The following is a 20,310-nucleotide window of genomic DNA, read 5'->3' as shown; positions in this document are numbered from 1 at the left end:
TCCGGCGGAGAGCGCCGCCAGCTCGCGCTGGAGGGCGGCAAGCTGGGGATCGCCGGCCACGCCGCGCGCCCGTGCCCACGCCTCAAGGGCTTGGGCCAGCTGCTGGGCGCCGCCCGAGGCAGCGGTCAAGCGGTCCCCGAGCTGCCCCGCGGCGTGGGCCAGCTCGCCGGCGCCCTGTTCCAGCCGGGTGAGGCCTTGCGCCACCTCCTGCGCCCCCTTTGCCAGCTGCGTACTTCCCGCCGCGGCGCGCTCGAGTCCGTCCGCCAGTTCGCGATGGCCGGAAGCCAACTGCCGCGCCCCGGTTTGCAGGTCTGCAGTTCCCGTCGCCAACCGATCGGCCCCCTCCCGCAGACGCGCCGCCCCATCGGCGCTTTGGGCCAGGCCGGCAACCAAGCGATCGCCACCGGCGGCGAGCTGAGCCATACCGGCTTTCAGCGCCGCCGCCCCCCGGTCCAGCTCATGGGCGCCACCGGCCAGCCGATGGGCGCCCGATTTGGCCTGGCGCGTTCCGTTCTCCAGCTGCCGCGCCGCGTCGGCGGCGGTGTCCAGTCCGGCGGCGCCTTTTTCCACCGTTTCCAAGATGGCCGCCACAAAGCGTTCCGTCAGCGTTTCGCTCAGCTTTTGACGAAGTTGGCGCACCGCCGACTCGCCAATTTGGGAAGCCAAAAGGTTCTGCGCCGGGTTTGTCTTGAGCACGAGAGCCGCCCGCAGCGCCTGCGGGTCGTCCACGCGCACGGCGCGCGCGGAAAAGTCGGGCGGGATGATGAGCGCCAGGTACACCCGACCGTCTTCCAGTGCCTGATCGGCTTCGCGGCGCGAGAGGAACACCCAGTTCATCACGGGATCGTCGAGCAGCTTGTCGATGAGCTCGGCGCCGATGTTCACCGTCTCGCCCATGTAGGAGGCGCCACGGTCCTCGTTGACCACCGCCACCGGCAGATCGGACAGCCGGCCATACGGATCCCAAAACGCCCACAAATACAGGTAGCTGTAGAGCAGCGGGACGAGCAGAATCGCCGCCAGCGAGATCCGAACGGCGCGGGATCGAAACAGCGACCGCCAAAACGACACGTTGGCACCCTCCCTTCTCGTCCTCGCCTGTGTGGGTTTTCTCCATCCGCTTGCCGTTTGTGTTGGTCCTCCAATCGGGTTCGAACGCCACGCCCTACCCCCGGGGCAGGATGCCCTGCACGGCCTGGTCCACGATCTGCGCCACGAGGCGTTCTTCGTCAACGGGCTCCCCGGCAAACACGGCGTGCAGAACAGCGACGCTCACCGCCCCGAACAGGGCAGCCGCGGCGGTATCGGCTTCGCGAACAGCAAAGGCGCCCGCTTCCGCCCCCTCGCGGATCACGCGCTCCAGGGCGCCGATCAGCTCGCGAACGTGGGCGCGGAAAACCTGCTGGCGCGTTTCATTGCCCCACGCTTCGGCCAGCAGCATGACGGCAAACCGGCGGTTGGCAAGCAAAAAGCGCGCCAACGCCTCGATGCGGTGCCGGAGCCGCTCTACCGGATCGCTTGCCGCACGGGCCGCTTCGTCCCACCGGTCCATCAGGCGCTGCACCACGTCGGCAATGAGGGCGCAAAACAGGTCGTCTTTTCCTTGAAAATGGTAGTATATTGTTCCCTTGGCCACGCCGGCCCGCTCGGCGATGTCGTCCATTTTGGCCCGTTCGAAGCCGCATTCGGCAAACACGGCGGCGGCCGCCTCGAGAATGCGGGCAATCCGATCCGAGCGCACGGTGTATCCCTCCGCGGTCATTTTAATCTGACTGACCGGTCAGTTCAAGTCAGGGCCCCGCGGATGCGGGCAACATTTCCCGCGCCCGCACCGGCGAAGTCGCCTCACAGCGGCGACAGGGCGCGAATCAGCACGCTGTTGACGTAAAAAAAGCGCGTGGATAAGGGAGAAGCCGTCAGCAGGCGGCGCGAGACGGCGCGCACCGCCCGCTGGCGGCGCACTTTGCCGTCGGACAGGTAGAGGCCCAAGAGGCCGTCGACGATCAGGCGGTGAAAGCGGCTCCCCGGCAGCTCGCGCACCGCCTCCCGCGCGCGGCGCGCAAAAAAGGCGAGGCGCTCGGCCGCCTCCTCGGCGTCCCGGTAATAGGCGACAAAGTTGAGGTCGCCGCCCCGCCGGTCCTCCTCCTGGTCGATCAGGTAGTCGAGGAGGATGTGCAGCGCGCACACCCACGGAAAATAGGTGCGGACGATCCGCCGCGCCGCCTCCCCGTCCACCCGCGGATCGGTGGCGGCCAAGAACAGAGCAAACATCCCCAACGTCGAACCGGTGGCCGCCGCAAACTCGTTCCACCGCAGCTCCGGATGGGCCGACCGGTAGTCCTCCCACCACGCCAAAAGCCGCGCCTCGCGCTCGCTCCAGGCCACGTGCTTGTGCACCTGCAGGTCGGCGTACAGGGCGACGAGGCGCCGCACCTCGTCCGCCACCGCCCCGTACCCTGGAAGATGCGCCACCTCCTCCTGACACGCGCGGACCAAAGCGGGCAAGTAGCCACCGTCCTCGCGCTCGCGTCGGCAGGCGTAGTAGTCGCCCACGGAACCGCCGGGCACCACCGCGTCGAGCATGGCCTGGTGCAGCTGGCGAAAGTCGGCGGGGTCGAGGGACGTGCTGCGGTCGCACAGGTTGTCGAGGTAGTCGCTGATCGTTTGCAAGGCGACGATCAGGCGGATCAGTCCGCGCCGCGCATCCGGGGTGGGGGCCGCCGCCGCATACACCGCGCCGCCTTCGCAGTGGAACCGCTTGGCGGTCATGCTGGCGAGGGCCTGACGGCGCAGCTCCGGGTCGGGAATGGCCTCGGCCATCCGCCGCCATCCCGACAATTCCCGATGCACCCCTGGCAACACGTCGCGGTAAACGCGAATCATCAAGCGGACCGGTCCGCCCGCAAAACCGCTGGTCAACCGCAAAAACCCTCCTGCGTTGTTGAATGTCGCTGCGCCCCTGGCCCGTTCATCGCGAACAAGGACGCTTATTAATTTTATTGTGCCACAAATGGCCCTCAGCCACGACTGCACCGCATTGCGTTGTTCCCACCGCGTCACACCGGACACCGTTGGATCCTCGTTGAGAGCGTTTTCAAAATATACAAAATCGTGTTCCTTTGGTACAATGGTGAGCAAAACCGCGTGGAGGGAGTGGAACGGAATGAAGCGGCGCAGCGACATGATCAAGAAGGGGGTCGACCGCGCTCCGCACCGCAGCCTGCTGCGGGCTTGCGGCGTCACCGATGAGGACTTCGACAAGCCGTTCATCGCCATCGCCAACTCCTACATCGATATCATCCCCGGCCACGTGCACCTGAAGGAGTTCGGCGAAATCGTGAAGGAGGCGGTGCGCGAGGCCGGCGGCGTGCCGTTTCTGTTCAACACCATCGGGGTGGACGACGGCATCGCCATGGGCCACATCGGCATGCGCTACTCCCTGCCCAGCCGGGAAATCATCGCCGACAGCATCGAGACGGTGGTGACGGCCCACTGGTTCGACGGCCTCATCTGCATTCCCAACTGCGACAAGATCACCCCCGGCATGATGATGGGCGCCCTGCGCGTCAACATCCCCACCATCTTCGTCAGCGGCGGGCCGATGAAGGCCGGGCGCACCCGCGACGGCCGGGCCATCTCCCTCGCTTCCGTGTTCGAGGGCGTCGGTGCCTTCCAGAAGGGGCTCATCGACGAGGCGCAGCTGGAGGAGCTGGAACGCTGCGGCTGCCCCACCTGCGGCTCCTGCAGCGGGATGTTCACGGCCAACTCGATGAACTGCCTGGCCGAGGCGCTGGGATTGGCCCTCCCGGGAAACGGCACCATCCTCGCCGTCGACGAGGCGCGCAAGGAGCTGGCCCGCGCCGCAGCGCGCCAGATCCTGAAGCTCGTCGAGCTGGACCTTAAGCCGCGCGACATCGTCACGGAAAAGGCCATCGACAACGCCTTCGCCCTCGACATGGCCATGGGCGGCTCGACGAACACCGTGCTGCACACCCTGGCCATCGCCCATGAGGCGGGCATTGACTACCCGCTGGAGCGGATCAACGAGATCGCCGCGCGCACGCCGCACCTGGCCAAGATCAGCCCGGCCTCCGACTGGCACATTGAAGACGTCCATCGCGCCGGCGGCGTCAGCGCCATCCTCAAGGAGCTGAGCAAGAAGGAGGGCGTCCTCCACCTCGACTGCATCACCGTCACCGGCAAGACGCTGGGCGAAAACATCGCCGACGCCGCGGTGACCGATTACGAGGTGATCCGGCCCATTGACAACCCGCACAGCGAGACGGGCGGACTGGCCGTGCTGTTCGGCAACCTCGCGCCAAATGGGGCGGTGATCAAGACGGGGGCCGTCGACCCGTCCATCCGCCGCCACGAAGGGCCAGCCATCTGCTTTGACTCGGAGGAAGAGGCCCTCGCCGGTCTCGCCAGCGGCAAGGTGAAGGAAGGCCACGTCGTCGTCATCCGTTACGAGGGCCCCAAGGGCGGACCGGGCATGCCGGAGATGCTCGCCCCTACCTCGCAGATCGTCGGCATGGGCCTCGGCACGAAGGTGGCCCTCGTCACCGACGGCCGCTTCTCCGGGGCCTCGCGGGGCATCTGCGTCGGCCACGTCTCGCCGGAGGCGGCGGAAGGCGGGCCGATCGCCCTCGTGCGCGACGGGGACATCATCTGCATCGACCTGGACAAGCGGACGATCGAGCTGCGCGTCCCTGAGGAGGAGCTGGAGCGCCGCCGCGCCGCATGGCCAGGTTTCAAGCCGAAATTCACCCGCGGGTACCTCGCGCGCTACGCGCACCTCGTCACGTCGGCCAACACCGGCGCCGTGCTGCGGAATCCGTTTGCGGAAGGCAGCGAAGCCGACCGCACAAAGGCACCGGCCGCGGAAGTGGGCCACACGTCGTGAGATGTGCCGCGGTTCGATCGTCACGGACAAAACCAATCTTCTCCAAACGAAAACGCCCCCTCTGTCAAATACGACAACAGGGGGCTTCTTAATTTCCCTTATTACCGACCAGCACTATCATGCGCCGACTGTGACAATCTGAGGCGATCCGTCCTTACCAAAGCCGCGCACCTCGTAAAAACCATGCATATGAGTTAACTACGAATTTGATAAAGACATAGGCACTACAGAAATCTGACCTAACACACCTTCCTTCCCGTAACAGAAGATTCAATTTCCATACGAAACATTAGCGATCGAAGCAAACATGATTCAAGAGCGGTTGCCATCACGCTTTACCACGGACATCGATGTGCGCGCATCCAGGCAAACATTGTCTTAAAGCAAGGATTCGACCTTTAATAAACAATTTTCTCCCTAAATTCTTTAAATGAAGGCAAGTTCGGCGTTGCATAACACATCGATTCAACCATTGAACAGAAATTAGTTATAGATCTTTTTACATTCTCCTTACTTTTCAATCCATCTTTTAATGCCTCACTTAATTGACGATGAAATGGGAGAACAGAACGTACTATCGGCAACCAAGAATTTATTGCTTCATCTAAGTACTCCACTTTTTTAAACCCCAACCGAAAACTATTTGGGATTTTTTCACCTATTATCGTTTCTAAACACTCTGCAATTGCTGTGAGCAATAAAAACTTAGCACCTCTATTTCTTAGGAATGTTAGATAATTAGATTCAGCATCTGACAACTTATTCTTGTTCTCCTCATCCCCTTCACTATCCTTTTTGTTAACTAAATCAATTTTGATCCTTTCTATTGACTTTAGCAATGAATAAACGAACACAATATGTTCAGCACTTGTGTTTTCATTGAAAACTTTGCTATATAGCTTATTATCAATCCATATTTTTGTTTTCTCGTGATAAGCAATGATGGGATCGATATGGAATGCAACCAATGCCTGCGCCGCAGATTCCGATGGAATTAAATCTGGTGGTGTACGTCTAATTATATTATGACCACGTCTTGCACCATAGTATTTTATATTAGGGAATTTAGCTCTAAACTCATTTCTTAACCGCTGTTGAATACTGTCATTACTACGAAAATCAGACGCCTCAATTTTATTTTGAGTGTTATTGTACTTTATTATATCTTCGACAGTAGAAGCATTATTACACATTACAAATCGAATAGGAACCCTTGCCTTTTCAGAAGGAGGGGAAGAAAGGGTTCCAATAGCCCCCGTTGTTTGAGCACCATTTACAATAGACAGACCATCAATTTTTAATTTTTTATCACCCAAAATATCTATGTTATTAACCAAAGCCGTAATACCATTGTTGTAAACCCAGAAATTATCAGGATTTTTCTCCGCAGTATTTTTTATACCAAAATTGATGTTTCTATCGCTATTTCGTACGCCTAGGAAATCACGCACATTTGCAGAAAAAAGTTTTTCCTTGTATTTTTGATATAATGAATGTAACCACTTCGCAGAAACAGTCGTAACAAATGCAGACCACTCTTCACCATGTATTGGGTATCCACCTGGAACTTCAATTTCAAATGATTCGGTAACTAAAATCTTATATTCTAAGTCTTCATACCAATCTTCCAAAGTATTTCTCCCAATTTCAGACGCTTCAATTTCTATATCAATTTTCGGGTATTTTGACGATATAACATGTTTGGCAGTATTTTCAACAGTTTTTAATTCATCAAGAACATTTTGGGATTCCTCTAAATTATGCACAAACCATATTTTTATAGACCTTATTTCTTTAGATTCAATAGCTTCTCTCAAAGCGATTGCTGTTGATTTAATATTAGATGGAACCTCAGAAATATCTCTAGTTATTAACCAACCAATTGCGGTATTAAGGTCAGAAGCCTTATTAGCTTTAGCTTCCTTGCGTGAAGGGTTATCACTATAATACCCTTGTGCAATTACAACTTCGCCGGAATCCCGATCTATGTAAACAAGATCACATTTTTTATCATTCGGTCCATCAATAAGTGAATCCGCAGCAACAGAATCAAGATCTTCTAATTTGTATTTTAACTGTAATGCATAAAGAATTAATGCATTACCCTTATTACCATATTTTTTAAGATCTTCCCTTGTTAAAAAAGCATCAATAAATGGTATATTTTTGTCATAATTGCCTACCTCAGTCATATTTATCCCTCCTTGAACAATGAACAATTCCAAACTTGAACATTGAACAATTCCAAAATCGATATCTCAGTATAAGTTAAAGTACTATCAAAATCAAGGGCCTCGGCATATGCCAAGGCCCTTCTAAATATCATGACTGTTACTTCTTCGCCGCGAGGTAGCGCTTGTTCACTTCGTCCCAGTTGACGACGTTCCACCAGGCCGCCACGTAGTCCGGACGCTTGTTTTGATACTTCAGGTAGTAGGCGTGCTCCCACACGTCAAGCCCGAGGATCGGCGTGTCGCCCTCCATGTACGGGCTGTCCTGGTTCGGCAGGCTGTAGACGGCCAGGGAGCCGTTCGGCTTCACCACGAGCCAGGCCCAGCCGCTGCCGAACCGGGTGAGGGCCGCCTTGGTGAATTCCTCTTTAAACTTCTCAAAGCTGCCGAAGATGCGGTTGATCGCCTCGGCCAATTCGCCCGTCGGCTGGCCGCCGCCGTTGGGGCTCATGATTTGCCAGAAGAGCGAGTGGTTGGCGTGACCGCCGCCGTTGTTCCGCACCGCGGTGCGGATGCTTTCCGGCACCTCATTCAGGTTGCGCAGCAGGTCTTCGATCGATTTCTCCTGCAGCTCCGGATGGCCCTCCAGCGCGGCGTTCAGGTTGTTGACGTAGGTGGCATGGTGGCGGGAATGGTGAATTTCCATCGTCAGGGCATCGATGTGCGGCTCCAGCGCGTTGTACGGATACGGAAGCGCCGGCAGTTCGTGCTTGGGCATGGCAAACCCCTCCTTGCAGGATGTACGGGTTGGCAAGGGAAGAAAATTTCTCCCACCGCTTTTTATTATGCCCGAATGGTTCTACTTTATCAATCTTCATGTTTCCGAACCGAAGAGCGCCGGGCGCCAGTCGGCAGCAAAGCTCGGGAGCACGGCCGTTGGCTTGCAGGCGGCCAGGGCGTCGACATCGTAGGGGCCGGTGGCCACGGCAACGGTCCGCACGCCGAGGCGCTTCCCGGCCTCGATGTCGCGCGGCGTGTCGCCGATGACGGTGATCTGTTCGGGGGCAAACGCCACGCCGTAGTGGTCTTTCGCCCGCTGAATGGCCGTCTCGATCACCCGCCAACGCGCCTGGGGCTCGTCGCCGAAGCCGCCCACGTCAAAAAAGCGATCGAGGCCGAATCGCCGCAGCTTGATCCATGCCCCCCGCTCAATGTTGCCCGTGCCGAGGACGTTGTAGGCGCGCGGATCGGCATCCAGCTCGGTGAGCACCGTTTCAATGTTCGGCGTCGTGCGCGCCGTCGGATCGGCGGCCAGCGCCGCCTCGAGCCGGACGCAATAGCGCGCCCAGTACTCCGGCAACAGGCGGCGATCCAAACCGAAGCGGTCAAAGGCCGTGCCGACGATGACGCTGTCGAGGCTTCCCGCCATGGGGATGCCGTCAAGGGCGTTGTCGATGCCGAACAGCTCACGAAACACCTGCTCCATGACCGCGCGCCCCACGCCCGGCGCCTGCGTCAAGGTGCCGTCGATGTCCCAAATGAACAGGCGCGGGGATGAGCCGTCCTCCCACCGCGACGGCCGCGTTTCCCTGTCGTCCATCGGCTTCCTCCTTTCGCCCACCGTGTGCATGGTGAAAGAGGGGGACGCCACTCCCCTCTGCCCATCCGCGCTAACGCCCGCGCGCCTCGAGAAGCAGGCGGTTGCGCAGTTTCCACAGCGCCTCCGACAGGTCGACGGGGTACTCGTGCGGGTTCACCAGGCGGCGCACCTCCGGAGAAAACCGGCTCCGCTCCTCGAGGCTGTAGCGGCGCACCTCGTCGAGGGACGGCAGGTCGTACACCGGCTGCCCGCCGATCACCACCGGCACGAGCAGCTCGCGCACCTCATAGTTGCACAGCGTCTTGCGGCGATACGGATGCACCGGATCGAAGATTTCAAACGGCTCGCCCGTCGGCACGGGTTCGTCATGGAGCATGATGAGGTCGGCCAGCGCCTCGCCCGTGTCCCGATCATAGAAGCGGATGACCTTCTTCTTGCCCGGAATCGTCACCTTGGCCGGATTTTCCGACACCTTGATCCGCGGAATGAGCCGGCCGTTTTCCTCTTCCGCCACCAGCTTGTACACGCCGGTGAGGGCGGGATCGTCCTTGGCCGTGATGAGGTGCGTGCCGACGCCCCACGTGTCGATGGCCGCACCCTGCACCTTCAGGTCGCGGATGAGGAGCTCGTCGAGGTCGCTCGAGGCGACGATGCGCGTCTTGGTGAATCCGGCCGCGTCCAGCATGCGCCGCGCTTCCTTCGACAGGTACGCCAGGTCGCCCGAGTCGAGCCGGATGCCGGCCAGGTCAAAACCGCGCGCGCGCAGCTCCTGGCCCACGCGAATGGCGTTGGGCACCCCGCTGCGCAGCGTATCGTAGGTGTCGACGAGGAGCACGGCGTTGTCGGGAAAGGCCGCGGCAAAGGCCCGGAACGCTTCCAGTTCGCTGGGAAAGCTCATCACGAAGGCATGGGCATGGGTGCCGCGCACGGGGATGCCGAAGCGCTTCCCCGCCAGCACGTTGCTCGTCGCATCGGCGCCCCCGATGTAGGCCGCCCGCGCCCCGTACAGGCCGGCGTCGGGCCCCTGGGCGCGGCGCAGGCCAAACTCCAGCACGCCGTCGCCGGATGCCGCTTCCACCACGCGGGCCGCCTTGGTGGCGATCAGCGTCTGGTGGTTGACGAGGTTGAGCAGGGCCGTCTCCAGAAGCTGGGCCTCAAAGATGCGGGCCTCCACGCGCAAGAGCGGCTCGTACGGGAAGACGACGGTTCCTTCGGGGACGGCCCAGATGTCGCCCGTGAAGCGGAAGCGGCGCAACTCGTCCAGGAACGCCTCCTCATACGGATGGATGCTCTTCAAGTACGCCAAGTCATCCTCCGTAAAGGCCAGGCCGAGCACCGCTTCGAGGGCCTGCTCAAGCCCCGCGCACACGGCGTACCCGTTGCCAAAGGGCGGGCGGCGAAAATAGAGGTCGAAGACGACCCGCTTGTCGGCGATGCCGCTCTTCCAATAGGCGTACATCATGTTGAGTTGGTACAGGTCGGTCAGCATCGTCAGGTTGGTCATCGTGTTCCTCCCCGCTTTGCTCCCGTGGCCGCGCAGGCGCATCGCGTTTCGCGGGCGTTACGCTTGCGCCTGCTTGTCCAGGTACACCATGAGCCCTTTCGCGTTGAGCTCCATGTCCAGCTCGAGCACGGCGTGTTCCTCGGCGTCGCGCGGCACCCCCTGCACGGCCAGCTCGTCGCGGAAGAAATCCCACAGCCGCGTCTTGAGCGCCTCCCAGCCGCCGCCGGCTTCGCGCACCTCCCGCGCCAGGTCGACATAGGTCCAGACCAGCTCCGCCGTCCGCGCAAACATCCGCTCCGGCTGTTCGCACAGGCCAAAGTGCGCCACATACGCCCGATCCACGCCAAGAGCAGCAAAACGCTTCTGCGTCGCCGCAAACGCCGCCGGGTCAAAGTGCGTAGGCGACGACGAGGGAAAACACAGCTCCACGCCGTAGCGCCGGAACACCGGATACGACAGGCTCGACGCGTCGCCGCAGAAGAGCCCGCGCTCCGCCTCGTCGTGGATGGCGTAATGATGATACGCGTGGCCCGGGCTATCCAAGAAGCGCAGCGGACGCACGCCGCCCAGATGCAGCACGAAGCCGTCTTCGGCCACCATCACCCGCTCGGGGTCAACGGGCAATACGGGATCAAACAGGCGGTCAAAGGCCGCGCCGAACACCTCGCGCGCGCTGGCCACGAGCTTGCTCGGATCGACGAGGTGTTTTGCCCCTTTGGGGTGCACGACCACTTTGGCCCGGGGGAGCGATCGCAAGAGGAGCCCCGCCCCGCCGGCGTGGTCGAGGTGGATGTGCGTGACGAGCACGTAGGCCACCTTCTCGCGCGGGATGCCCGTCTGCGCAAAAAAGGCGTCCCACACCCACGCCGAACTCGACGGCCCCGGGTCGACGATGGCGTATTCGTCGCCCGCCTCCAACATGTATCCGGCGCCGTACTGTCGCCGCCCCATGTAGTGCAGGTCGACTTGCCATACGCCCTGCCCCAAATCCACCAGGTCAAGCGCTTCCTCGGCCATGCCCCTCTCCTCCTTGCCTTCTGGTTCAGCTGCTGGCGTTCTCTTGTCTTCCATAGTACCACACCCGGCCCACGCCGGTCCGCTTTTTTCCGATTGCCGAGCCTTTCTCCGTCCCCCCGGGATGCACCTCGCTGCCGAGAATTTGTCACACGCGCAAGAGGAAAAGGCAGTGTATAATGGCATGAGATCAAAAAAAGGGGGATGCAACCGGTGTCCTTCACGGTCGCCAATTGGGTATGGCACCTCATTGGGTTTTTGTTGATTGTGCTGTTTTGCCTGCCGTCGGCTTACTACGCGCGCTTGGAAAAGCGCTTTGCCACGCACCGCGAAATCGCCACAGACGACGTCGTCCGCGCCGCCTACCGGGTGGCCGGCGGGGAGATGCGCCCGCTTCCGGATGGCGACCTGGCGCAAATCGTGGAGTGGTTCAACGGGGCCGCCTTCATTCAAAAGCAGCCTGCGCCGCGCCATAATCACCCTCCCGCGACCATCGTCCTCGACCTGGCCAGCGGGGAACGGGTGGAGATCCTCGCCTCCACCACCGACGTGGATATTCGCCGCACGAAGGGAAAAAAAACCGTCGTGTACTGGGCCAAGCAGGATAAGCTGACACGATATTTGCAAAGACTATCCATGGCGGAACCCCTTGACGTTTCACCGCACGAGTGAAACCCGCCATCCCATCCCTCGTGGCCATTAAGGGGGGACCCCGTTGGCCCATCCGAACGCCGATGGCCTTCTGACGGAATTGATCGCCCGCTTGGCACAAGACGACGCGCACGCCATCCGCAAGGCGCTTGACGAATTGCAACCCTACGATCTCGCACAGGTGTACCTCGCGCTGCCCGCGGACCGGCGTTGCAGGCTGCTTCATCACCTGCAGAAAGAGGAAATCGCCGCTCTCTTGGAGGAGCTCGACCTTCACCATCAGGCCGAACTGATCGACAAGCTGGGGACCCACCATGCGGCGGAAATCCTCCGCCGCATGTCGCCGGATGACCTGGCCGACCTGCTCCGTCGCCTCTCCGCGGAAAACGCCGCGGCGATTCTGGCGACGATGGATGCCGCCTACGCCGTACGCGTGCGGCAGCTGATGGGGTATGCCCGCGAAACGGCCGGCGCGATCATGACCGACCGCTTCGTGTGGATCAAGCCCGACATGACGGTGCGGGAGGCCTTCGACAAGCTGCGGCAATACGCCGACGTCGCCGAAATCCTGAACTACCTGTACGTGGTCGATCCGGACAAGCGCCTGGTGGGCGTCGTCTCGATCCGTGACCTGCTGCAGGCCGGCGAGGAGACGCCCATAGCCGACATCATGGTCGAACGGGTGATCAGCGTCCCGGTTGACATGGACCAGGAAGAGGTCGCCCGCGTCATCGAGCGCTACGACTTCGTGGCCGTGCCGGTGGTCGACAGGGAAGGGCGCCTGCTCGGGGTCGTCACCGTCGACGACGTGCTGGACGTGATCTTTCAGGAGGCCGGCGAAGACTTCTCCAAGTTCTCCGCCGCCAGCAAGGAAGCCATCGACCTGCGCACGTCGCCGCTGCAAGGGGCCCGGCGTCGGTTGCCCTGGTTGCTGCTGCTTTTGGTTATCGGCCTCTTTACCGGTTCGATTGTCAGCCGGTTTGAAGACACGCTTCAACGCGTCGTGGCCCTGGCCTTTTTTATGCCCATGATCGCCGGGATGACCGGCAACACCGGAACCCAGTCGCTGGCCATCGTCATCCGCACCATGGCCGAAGAAGGTCTTCGCGCGCGCATCATCCTCCGCCTGGTGACGCGGGAGGCGGGCAGCGGCGTGATCATCGGATTCGTGTGCGGCACGGCCGTGGCCATCGCGGCCGGACTGTGGCAGCACAACCTCGCCCTCGGTGTCGTGGTCGGCCTCACGCTTTTCTTGACGCTCATCGTGGGAACGCTGGCCGGCACGCTCATCCCCATCGCCCTTTGCTTTCTCCGCGTCGACCCGGCGGTGGCGTCCGGGCCGCTCATCACCACGCTGAACGACGTCTTTTCCCTGCTCATCTACTTTACCATCGCCCATTTTTTCCTCTCCTGGCTCCTCGCGTAACGCCCCCTTTCCCTGTCTCACGAAATATGGGAAAATGGAAGCAAAGCGCAAGCCCTGCGGCGAAACGCAAAAAAGCGGCCGTGTCCCGACCGCGAAGGGATGCCGCAATAGGGCTCGTTTTCCGTTTTGACAAGGCCGCGCTACGCGTCAAGCAGCTGTTTCTCCCGCCACAGATGGAGAAACAGCAACACCACGACCGCGATCAGCACGAGTTCGGAAAACTCGAGGTCCCGAAACATCTCCCTGCCGTCTCCTCCTTTCCGTCTCCCCGCTACAGCCTATGCCCAGGGGAGCGAAACGGAACAGGGGCATGCGCCCAATTTGGGCTCCTCCGCGCTTGGAATTCCCAGACAATTGCGAATCAAACGGCCGCAAACGAAGGAGCGGGATGATGCCATGCGCCTCATTTCCCTCTGCCCGAGCAACACGGAAATCCTGTTTGCCCTCGGCCTCGGCGACCGCCTGGTCGGCGTCGACAACAGTTCCGACTGGCCACCCCGTCGCCTCGATCACCTGCCGCGCCTCGGCCCGGATCTGGCCATCGACATCGAACAGGTGGCCGCCCTCAAGCCCGACCTCGTCGTCGCCTCGCGCAGCGTCCCAGGGATGGAGCGCGTGGTCGAGGGCCTGCGCCAGGCCGGACTGCCGCACATCGTCCTCAATCCGCAGCGCTTGGCCGACATCCCTGCCGACATTCGCTTGGTCGGGGACGCCACCGGCCGAACGCGGGAAGCCGAAGCCGTCGCCCGGCGGTTCGAGGAGACGGTCGCGTGGTACCAAGAACGGGCCGAAGCGGCAACCACGCGCTGGCGGCTGTACTGGGAATGGTGGCCGAAGCCCGTTTTCACGCCGGGGCGCCGCAACTGGCTCACCGACGTGAGCGAGCTGGTCGGCGGGGAAAACGTCTTTGCCGATTGCGACACGGACAACGTGAAAGCCGACTGGGAAACGGTGGCCGCGCGCAACCCTGACGTCGTGTGCGTGGTGTGGTGCGGCGTCGACGAACGGCGGATCAAGCCCGAAAGCATCACGGGGCGGCCGGGGTGGGCGCTCCTTGCCGCCGTGCAACACGGCCGCGTTTACATTTTGCCGGAAGGCCAGTTCTGCCGGCCCTCGCCGCGGCTCCTCGAAGGCTTGTACGAGCTGACACGGCGGCTGCGCCCCGAGTGGCTCGCGAACGGCGCCCCGCCGGTCACGGCCTGGCCGGTCGCCTGACGGTCCGGCGGCGCGGCCGGCTGCCCGTTGGTATCCGCTTCCGGCGCCATTCGCCCTAGTTGACGGCCAGCTCCCGCAACACCGCCGCCACCGGACGGCTGTTCAGCGCGTCGAGCATCGCTTCGGTCACCGTCCCGTCGCCTTGGCGGAGCACATAGACGTCCACTTCGCGCTTGCCCCACTGCCGGTAGACATCCTCGAGCGTTTCGAAGTACAGGTCCAGCTTGTGCCCCTTGATGGCCGAGCCCGTGTCGGCCACAACGCCGTAACCGTAACCCGGAATGTACAGGATGGTGCCCAGAGGAAAGACGTTCGGGTCGGCCGCCACCGTGGAGAAGGTGTCGCGCCGCACGCGCACGCCCGAGTAGGTAATGCCGTACGCCGGGTGATCGGGCGTCTTGCCCGTCGATTCCACGCCGGCGTAATAGCCCGTCGCCACCACCCGCACGCGGGGATAGCGGGCAAGCAAGGCCTCGTGCGGTACCGCCGCCGGCTCAAGGCGCGTCGCGGTTTTCGGGTCCCCGCCCGGTTCCCCGCGCGCCGAAACCGGCACGTCCGCTTTGGCCGGAGGCGCAACAGGGCGAGCGTCCCGCGCTCCCCCAAACGGCCACGCCTTGGGCAGCAAGCCGGCGTCGTGGAATCCGTAAACCGCAAAGGCCCCGAGCAACAACCATGCCATCCATTTGCCGGCGGTTTGGGCTTCTTTCGGCATGGAAACCATTACCGAACCCCCTCTCCTCCCTAGTCTGGCCGGAGGGGGGAAAGATATACAGGAACCCAAAAACAAGACGGGACGCCGCGTCACGGGCGTCCCGCTTCTTCGCCACGGTTTCGCTTCGCTCCGGATAACCCTCTCCCGTCTTCGGCGCTCGGCTAGAACATGCGGTAGCCTTTCCGGCGGAGCGTCCGGATGGCCCACCCGCCGCATGCCGCCCCGAGCAGCCCGAAGAACAGGATCACGACGTCCACCACGGCCAGCTTGCCCAGATACGCGTACACGCCGCCAACAAGGGCCAGGTACGCGTACACGGGAAACCACGTCGTCTTGATCAGCATGTTGAGGATGAAGGCCAGGCCGAAAAAGAGCAGGAAAAAGAGCGGAATCGACACGATGAACTGGCCGATGTTGATGGCTCCCGGCACCGCTGTGCACCTCCCGTATGCGGGGGTTAAGCCGTCGCTTCTCCCTTAGTGTACTGGCCCGTGCCGCGCCGGTCAACCGGGACCGGCTGTGACAGCTTCGTGACGGGCGGGGCGCCCGAATTGCCCGCCCTGTCCACTTTCGCTACAATGGGGGTAGCCACGCGAGATGGGAATCCATTTCCAAGCAGGAGGAGGACCACGCATGCGACCACCCATGGGAGGGCGCCCGCCGATGGGCCACCCCGGCACGGGGGAAAAGCCGGCGGAAGGGATCACGCCCAAGCTGCCGACGCAGTTTGTCAACTTCTCGTTCTTCAAAGTCGACCCCGCATGGCGCCGCCTGCCCGATGACGAGCGGCAGCGGGGCAAAGAGGAGTTTGCCGCGGTGGTGGAGGAGTACGCCGGGCGCGACGACACGATGATCCTCAGCTACTCTCTCGTCGGCCTGCGCGCCGACGCCGAGTTCATGCTGTGGCGGATCTCGAAAGACCTGCGCGTCTTCCAAGAGATGACGAGCAAGCTGATGAACACCGGCCTTGGCAAGTACCTGACCATCGCCTATTCGTTCCTCTCCATCACCAAGCGGAGCGTCTATGTGGACAAGATGGACCCGACCAACCCCAATCCGCGCGTGTACATCGTTCCGGGGCGCGGGAAATACCTCTTCGTCTATCCGTTTGTGAAGACGCGCGATTGGTACCAGCTCTCCTTCCCCACCCGGCAGGGCATGATGGACGAGCACATCCAGGTCGGCAGCAAGTACCCGTCGGTGAAGCTGAACACGACCTACTCCTTCGGCATCGACGACCAGGAGTTCGTCGTCGCCTTTGAGTGCGACGAGCCGCGCGACTTCGTCAACCTCGTGCAGGAGCTGCGCGAAACGGAAGCCAGCCGCTACACGCTGCGCGACACGCCGATGTTCACGTGCATCTATTACGACAACATCATGGACGTGCTCAACACCCTGTAGGCGAAGCGGCCTGCACGGGCCTTACGCGCCGAAGGCCAAACGCGTCCGGCACCGTTATCCGGACGCGTTTTTTGCTGCCCCCGGCCCGCTTCCCTTCCGCTTCACGGCCGCTGTGCCACCTTGGACCGGTTTCTCGTCGCGCGTTGCCAGCACGACGCCGGCGGCAATGAGCAGGCCGCCGACGACAAACCCCATCCCCAGCGGCTCGCCAAGCCATCCCCACCCGAGCAGGGCGCCGACGAGGGGCTGGGCGAAAAAGAACAGGGACCCCGTGCCGGCGTCGATCAGCTGAAAGCCGTAGTTCCACAGGAAGAAGGCCACCGCCGTCGACACGAAGGCAATGTACGCCACCGCAGCCCACGCCGCAAGGGGCCAGTCGGCCAGGGGCCGCGGCGCCGGTTCCAAGAGGGCGAAGGGCAGGTTGAGCACGGCCCCCGTCACGCAGGCCCAAAAGGTGGTGGCCAAGGCGCCGTGGCGCTGGGAAAACCGCTTGCCCATCACCGTGTACAGGCCCCACGTCATCCCGGCAACGAGGAGCAACAGCTTCCCCCACAGGGCCTGTCCCCCGCTGCCCGACCACAGCGCCTCGGGGCCAATGACCACCCCCACGCCGACGGTGGCGAGCGCAACGCTGGCGGCCTTGACCCAGGTGATGCGCTCCCGCAGCAGGAGAGCGGCAAAGAGCACGATAAAGGCCGGCGACGTCGACGTGATCAGCGCGCCGTTGGCCGCACCCGCCCACTTGGTGCCGACAAACTGCGTCCCCAAGCTGACCACAAAGCCGACAAAGCCCAGGGCGACAGCCATCGGCCAATCGCGCCCCCCCCAGTCGCAATCGCCCCTGCCGTGCAAGAAGCAGGCCCAGCACCAGCGCCGTCGCCGCCAGCCGGACGACGAGCAGGCCGAAGGGCTGAATGTACTCCCGCTCCAACACCCAGTTGCTGAAGGCGTACATGCCGCCCCAAATGGCGGAAGCCGCCGCAATGCACACCGCGCCGCGGAGTTTCAGATGCGCTCCCCCCTTCCTCGCGTTTCTCCTTCCTCTACTCTACGGAAGCGGCGCGAAAAAGACAAACACGCCCGGCCGCCTGACCGGACGTGTCGCTACAGCCGCATCCCCGCCATTTTTCGCGCAGCGCCCCCTTATGAGCAGCAACGACCGTAATTGGCCTGTTCCTCTCGTCCGAGGTGACGAAGGTGACGTCTCCCGTCGTCATCCTCTTCCTCCAGCTGACCGGTCCCGCCGCACATGTGGCAGCGCTCGGTCCCGCCGAGGAGCAGGTGCACATACCCGTTCCCCTGACAAAACGCGCACGTTGTGGTGAGCACGCGCATGAATCTCCGCTCCTTTCTGCTTGTTCCGGATTTTACTGAATACTATACCAGCGGGGGAACGGGTTTGGAAAGCCAAAATTGTCGGCAAATTTGTGCCTCTCCCTCCAAGTAAGCGGATACATCCCCTGCGGACGACGGAGGGAATTCGTTACCTGAAAATTTTGTACCGATGGTAGCCGTAGTCGGCACGAGGCTCCAGCGTGCACCCGGTGAGCACCGGGCGCGCATCGAGGTTGGGCAAGAAGGTGCGCAAAAACTCCGTAGCCAACGGATGGGCAATGAGCTCGGCCATGGGCAAGAAGCGGGCCTCCTCGATCTCGCCTTCCTGGGGCTCCGGCGTACCCCCCACGTAATCGAGGAGGAAAAGGACGAGGTTGTCGCTCACCCCGTTGCGGAGCACGCCGGTGCGCACGCCGAGGACGCCGCGCACGGCCGCGTCGACGGCCGTCTCCTCCTTCACTTCCCGCACCACGGCTTCGTCGAGGGTCTCGCCCGGCATGACGAACCCGGCCGGGAACGAATACAGTCCCTTCATTCCCCCGTACCGCTTCTTGACCACCAACACCTCGTCGCCGCGCCGCACAAGGCCCGACACGGCAAGCCAGACGCCGCTTGCACGCATGGTTCCCCCCTCCTTCCGTCATCTCAATGGAAAATGGAAAAAACCGCCCCCCGATGGGGTGCGGTTGAACGGAAATCAGACGCGCAGGAGTTTGTGGCGCCCCTTGCGCAGCACGAGCGACAGCCCGCCAATCAGGTACAGGTAGCGCAAGTCGATCAGCTTTTTCATCCACGCCGCCGCCGATCCGGTCAGCTTGCGCCCGCCGACAATGCCGATCGCCTCGCCGCGCCCCAAGGACGCCACCGTCCCGCGAATGTGGGGCTTGAACGGCTCGAGGGACCCGCCGCGCACGAGGGCGACAAGGTTGCGTGCGCAGTTCTGGCCCTCCTGAATGGCGATCTGCGCCGTCGGCGGATAAGGCCGCCCCTGTTCGTTGAAGACAAGGGAGCAGTCGCCGACGACAAAGACGTTGTCGTAACCCGGGGCGCGGAGGTAGTCGTCCACCTTCACCCGGCCGCGCATCGTCTCGAAGCCGGCCTTTTCCACGAGCGAATTGCCGCGCACGCCGCCCGTCCACACGACGGTCCCGGCCTTGATCTCTTCCCCGTTGGCGAGGATGACCCCTTCCGGCGTGCACTCCTTGATCGGCGTGTTGATGCGGAAGGTGACCCCCTTCTTCTGCAGGACGTTCATGGCGTATTCGACCAGCTCGGGATCGAAGCCGGGGAGGGCCGTCGGCGCCGCCTCGATGTTGATGATCTTCACCTTCGCCGGATCGACGTCAAAGGCCTTGCACAGCTCCGGCACGCGATCGGCCAGCTCGCCGACAAATTCGATGCCGGTGAAGCCGGCACCGCCGACGATGATGGTCAACAATTCTTCCCGTTCCGGCTCGTTCTTGTAGCGCGCGAAATTGTACTCGATGTGCTCGCGGATCATGCGCACGGCGTTCAGGCTGCGAATGCACAGGGCGTATTCCTTCAGCCCTTGGATGCCGAACGTTTCCGGCTCGCTGCCGAGGCCGATCACGAGGTAGTCGTAGTCGAACGTCCCACCCGTCGTCTCCACTTTCCGCTCCTGCGGCTTGATTTCCGTGACGACGGCTTTGACGAAGCGGATCTTGCGCGCATCGAGCAACTCGTCGAGGAACACCCGGGCATCCTCCGGGTCACCCGTTCCGGCGGCCAGTTCGTGCAGCTGGGTTGTGATGTAATGGTAGTCGTGTTTGTTGATCAGCGTCACGTCGGCCTCGCCGTACGAAAGCTCCTTTTGCAGCTTGAGGGCGGTCATCAATCCGCCATAGCCGGCACCGAGGATGAGAATCTTGGGCGTGCTCATCGTCCTCACATCCATCCTTTGTCGTTAAGATTAAGATTTCACCGCATGACACGCCCTACACGCGGCGCAACGTAGGAGAGCGACTTGGGCCTCTTTGTGAAAGTGAATGTTTTCACAAATAACGCCCAGAACAGGAGCGGACAAACGATGGCGATCGCCTTCACCTTGTCACGAAATCTTCAAGAAACAGCATACCGGTTCGGCTGGCGAATTGCAAGAGAAACGGGGCTCTAGGTCAATAATTGTGGATGCGAGGTCAACCAAGCCAAGGGAACAAAAGCGAGGAGCATCTTTCGCACATAGATTTCACGGTTGCGGAAGCCGTAGCTGATACGTTTGAGCAGCTTGATTTTGGTGTGCACGCCCTCCGTGTAGCCGTTCGAAACACGCCAGGTGTGGTAGGCCAGAATCGCTTCGCGCCAGTGGCGGAGCGTGCGTCCCCACTGCAGGAGCGCGGCATCGCTTGCCGACTGGGTTT

The 20,310-nt window shown here is 61.8% G+C and carries 20 protein-coding genes; 5 read left to right on the top strand and 15 right to left on the bottom strand.

The features are described 5' to 3' along the window. The 3 genes from IEX61_RS09720 to IEX61_RS09710 form a co-directional block, all read right to left on the bottom strand. Positions 1 to 1,071 (bottom strand): YhgE/Pip family protein (locus tag IEX61_RS09720; RefSeq protein WP_188817801.1); only part of this gene is annotated, 1,071 nt, incomplete at its 3' end. Positions 1,072 to 1,165: 94 nt separating this feature from the next. Next, on the bottom strand, positions 1,166 to 1,741 hold the full coding sequence (locus IEX61_RS09715) for a TetR/AcrR family transcriptional regulator (RefSeq protein ID WP_172673453.1): 576 nt from the start codon (positions 1,739 to 1,741) through the stop codon (positions 1,166 to 1,168). 104 nt (positions 1,742 to 1,845) lie between these two features. Beyond that, complete coding sequence (locus IEX61_RS09710; protein WP_054669393.1) at positions 1,846 to 2,883, bottom strand: tetraprenyl-beta-curcumene synthase family protein; 1,038 nt, start codon at positions 2,881 to 2,883, stop codon at positions 1,846 to 1,848. Positions 2,884 to 3,163: 280 nt separating this feature from the next. Here IEX61_RS09710 and ilvD point away from each other — a divergent pair, with 280 nt between their 5' ends. Further along, positions 3,164 to 4,903, top strand: coding sequence for a dihydroxy-acid dehydratase (ilvD, locus tag IEX61_RS09705; protein ID WP_188817799.1), 1,740 nt, complete (start codon positions 3,164 to 3,166; stop codon positions 4,901 to 4,903). A 398-nt stretch (positions 4,904 to 5,301) separates the two neighbouring features. On the opposite strand, the gene IEX61_RS09700 is transcribed toward ilvD, so the two are convergent. From IEX61_RS09700 to IEX61_RS09680, 5 genes are all read right to left on the bottom strand, one after another. Then, a complete protein-coding gene (locus tag IEX61_RS09700; protein ID WP_188817797.1) occupies positions 5,302 to 7,095 on the bottom strand; it encodes an AIPR family protein in 1,794 nt (597 codons plus the stop codon). A gap of 139 nt (positions 7,096 to 7,234) precedes the next feature. Then, positions 7,235 to 7,852, bottom strand: coding sequence for a superoxide dismutase (locus IEX61_RS09695; RefSeq protein WP_054669385.1), 618 nt, complete (start codon positions 7,850 to 7,852; stop codon positions 7,235 to 7,237). Positions 7,853 to 7,948: 96 nt separating this feature from the next. After that, positions 7,949 to 8,674: an HAD family hydrolase gene (locus IEX61_RS09690; RefSeq protein ID WP_054669382.1), complete on the bottom strand. Its 726-nt coding sequence runs from the start codon at positions 8,672 to 8,674 to the stop codon at positions 7,949 to 7,951. A gap of 70 nt (positions 8,675 to 8,744) precedes the next feature. Next, complete coding sequence (locus IEX61_RS09685; RefSeq protein WP_054669391.1) at positions 8,745 to 10,178, bottom strand: nicotinate phosphoribosyltransferase; 1,434 nt, start codon at positions 10,176 to 10,178, stop codon at positions 8,745 to 8,747. A 57-nt stretch (positions 10,179 to 10,235) separates the two neighbouring features. Continuing rightward, on the bottom strand, positions 10,236 to 11,195 hold the full coding sequence (locus tag IEX61_RS09680; RefSeq protein ID WP_054669379.1) for an MBL fold metallo-hydrolase: 960 nt from the start codon (positions 11,193 to 11,195) through the stop codon (positions 10,236 to 10,238). Between the two features lie 210 nt (positions 11,196 to 11,405). Here IEX61_RS09680 and IEX61_RS09675 point away from each other — a divergent pair, with 210 nt between their 5' ends. The 3 genes from IEX61_RS09675 to IEX61_RS09665 all read left to right on the top strand — a co-directional run bounded on the left by IEX61_RS09675 (position 11,406) and on the right by IEX61_RS09665 (position 14,484). Beyond that, complete coding sequence (locus IEX61_RS09675; RefSeq protein ID WP_054669376.1) at positions 11,406 to 11,864, top strand: YfmQ family protein; 459 nt, start codon at positions 11,406 to 11,408, stop codon at positions 11,862 to 11,864. A 43-nt stretch (positions 11,865 to 11,907) separates the two neighbouring features. Next, positions 11,908 to 13,269, top strand: a complete 1,362-nt coding sequence (mgtE, locus tag IEX61_RS09670) for a magnesium transporter (protein WP_188817795.1) — start codon at positions 11,908 to 11,910, stop codon at positions 13,267 to 13,269. 396 nt (positions 13,270 to 13,665) lie between these two features. After that, entirely contained in the window at positions 13,666 to 14,484 is an 819-nt protein-coding gene (locus IEX61_RS09665) for an ABC transporter substrate-binding protein (protein WP_188817793.1), read from the top strand. Between the two features lie 55 nt (positions 14,485 to 14,539). Here the strand turns inward: IEX61_RS09665 and IEX61_RS12720 are convergent, their stop codons facing one another. Together IEX61_RS12720 and IEX61_RS09655 are read right to left on the bottom strand one after the other, a co-directional pair. Beyond that, positions 14,540 to 15,163 carry a 3D domain-containing protein gene (locus IEX61_RS12720; RefSeq protein WP_083463008.1) on the bottom strand — a complete coding sequence of 208 codons (624 nt, stop codon included), beginning with the start codon at positions 15,161 to 15,163 and terminating at the stop codon, positions 14,540 to 14,542. A 194-nt stretch (positions 15,164 to 15,357) separates the two neighbouring features. Continuing rightward, positions 15,358 to 15,627: a YuiB family protein gene (locus tag IEX61_RS09655; protein ID WP_373288441.1), complete on the bottom strand. Its 270-nt coding sequence runs from the start codon at positions 15,625 to 15,627 to the stop codon at positions 15,358 to 15,360. A gap of 202 nt (positions 15,628 to 15,829) precedes the next feature. Between IEX61_RS09655 and IEX61_RS09650 the strand changes: the two genes are divergently transcribed. Beyond that, on the top strand, positions 15,830 to 16,597 hold the full coding sequence (locus tag IEX61_RS09650; RefSeq protein ID WP_229725825.1) for a chlorite dismutase family protein: 768 nt from the start codon (positions 15,830 to 15,832) through the stop codon (positions 16,595 to 16,597). 54 nt (positions 16,598 to 16,651) lie between these two features. Here IEX61_RS09650 and IEX61_RS09645 read toward each other — a convergent pair whose 3' ends face one another. The 5 genes from IEX61_RS09645 to IEX61_RS09625 form a co-directional block, all read right to left on the bottom strand. Beyond that, complete coding sequence (locus IEX61_RS09645; protein WP_268238397.1) at positions 16,652 to 17,449, bottom strand: DMT family transporter; 798 nt, start codon at positions 17,447 to 17,449, stop codon at positions 16,652 to 16,654. A 291-nt stretch (positions 17,450 to 17,740) separates the two neighbouring features. After that, complete coding sequence (locus IEX61_RS09640) at positions 17,741 to 17,932, bottom strand: YuiA family protein (protein ID WP_054671624.1); 192 nt, start codon at positions 17,930 to 17,932, stop codon at positions 17,741 to 17,743. Between the two features lie 148 nt (positions 17,933 to 18,080). Further along, positions 18,081 to 18,554 (bottom strand): NUDIX domain-containing protein, encoded by a 474-nt coding sequence (locus IEX61_RS09635; protein ID WP_054671626.1) that lies wholly within the window; start codon positions 18,552 to 18,554, stop codon positions 18,081 to 18,083. A 75-nt stretch (positions 18,555 to 18,629) separates the two neighbouring features. Further along, positions 18,630 to 19,832, bottom strand: a complete 1,203-nt coding sequence (locus tag IEX61_RS09630) for an NAD(P)/FAD-dependent oxidoreductase (protein WP_188817789.1) — start codon at positions 19,830 to 19,832, stop codon at positions 18,630 to 18,632. Between the two features lie 230 nt (positions 19,833 to 20,062). Beyond that, the coding region (locus tag IEX61_RS09625) for a transposase (protein WP_188817787.1) at positions 20,063 to 20,310 on the bottom strand (248 nt) is incomplete at its 5' end.

It is taken from the genome of Calditerricola satsumensis (genome assembly GCF_014646935.1).
Classification (GTDB): domain Bacteria; phylum Bacillota; class Bacilli; order Calditerricolales; family Calditerricolaceae; genus Calditerricola; species Calditerricola satsumensis.
This window is presented reverse-complemented; position numbering and strand designations above follow the sequence as displayed.

Bases quoted from the DNA above. Each gene is read 5' to 3' on its own strand.
- IEX61_RS09710 (WP_054669393.1), bottom strand. From the start codon at position 2,883: ATGATTCGCGTTTACCGCGACGTGTTGCCAGGGGTGCATCGGGAATTG.
- ilvD (WP_188817799.1), top strand. From the start codon at position 3,164: ATGAAGCGGCGCAGCGACATGATCAAGAAGGGGGTCGACCGCGCTCCG.
- IEX61_RS09700 (WP_188817797.1), bottom strand. From the start codon at position 7,095: ATGACTGAGGTAGGCAATTATGACAAAAATATACCATTTATTGATGCT.
- IEX61_RS09695 (WP_054669385.1), bottom strand. From the start codon at position 7,852: ATGCCCAAGCACGAACTGCCGGCGCTTCCGTATCCGTACAACGCGCTG.
- IEX61_RS09690 (WP_054669382.1), bottom strand. From the start codon at position 8,674: ATGGACGACAGGGAAACGCGGCCGTCGCGGTGGGAGGACGGCTCATCC.
- IEX61_RS09685 (WP_054669391.1), bottom strand. From the start codon at position 10,178: ATGACCAACCTGACGATGCTGACCGACCTGTACCAACTCAACATGATG.
- IEX61_RS09680 (WP_054669379.1), bottom strand. From the start codon at position 11,195: ATGGCCGAGGAAGCGCTTGACCTGGTGGATTTGGGGCAGGGCGTATGG.
- IEX61_RS09665 (WP_188817793.1), top strand. From the start codon at position 13,666: ATGCGCCTCATTTCCCTCTGCCCGAGCAACACGGAAATCCTGTTTGCC.
- IEX61_RS12720 (WP_083463008.1), bottom strand. From the start codon at position 15,163: ATGGCATGGTTGTTGCTCGGGGCCTTTGCGGTTTACGGATTCCACGAC.
- IEX61_RS09650 (WP_229725825.1), top strand. From the start codon at position 15,830: ATGCGACCACCCATGGGAGGGCGCCCGCCGATGGGCCACCCCGGCACG.
- IEX61_RS09640 (WP_054671624.1), bottom strand. From the start codon at position 17,932: ATGCGCGTGCTCACCACAACGTGCGCGTTTTGTCAGGGGAACGGGTAT.
- IEX61_RS09635 (WP_054671626.1), bottom strand. From the start codon at position 18,554: ATGCGTGCAAGCGGCGTCTGGCTTGCCGTGTCGGGCCTTGTGCGGCGC.
- IEX61_RS09630 (WP_188817789.1), bottom strand. From the start codon at position 19,832: ATGAGCACGCCCAAGATTCTCATCCTCGGTGCCGGCTATGGCGGATTG.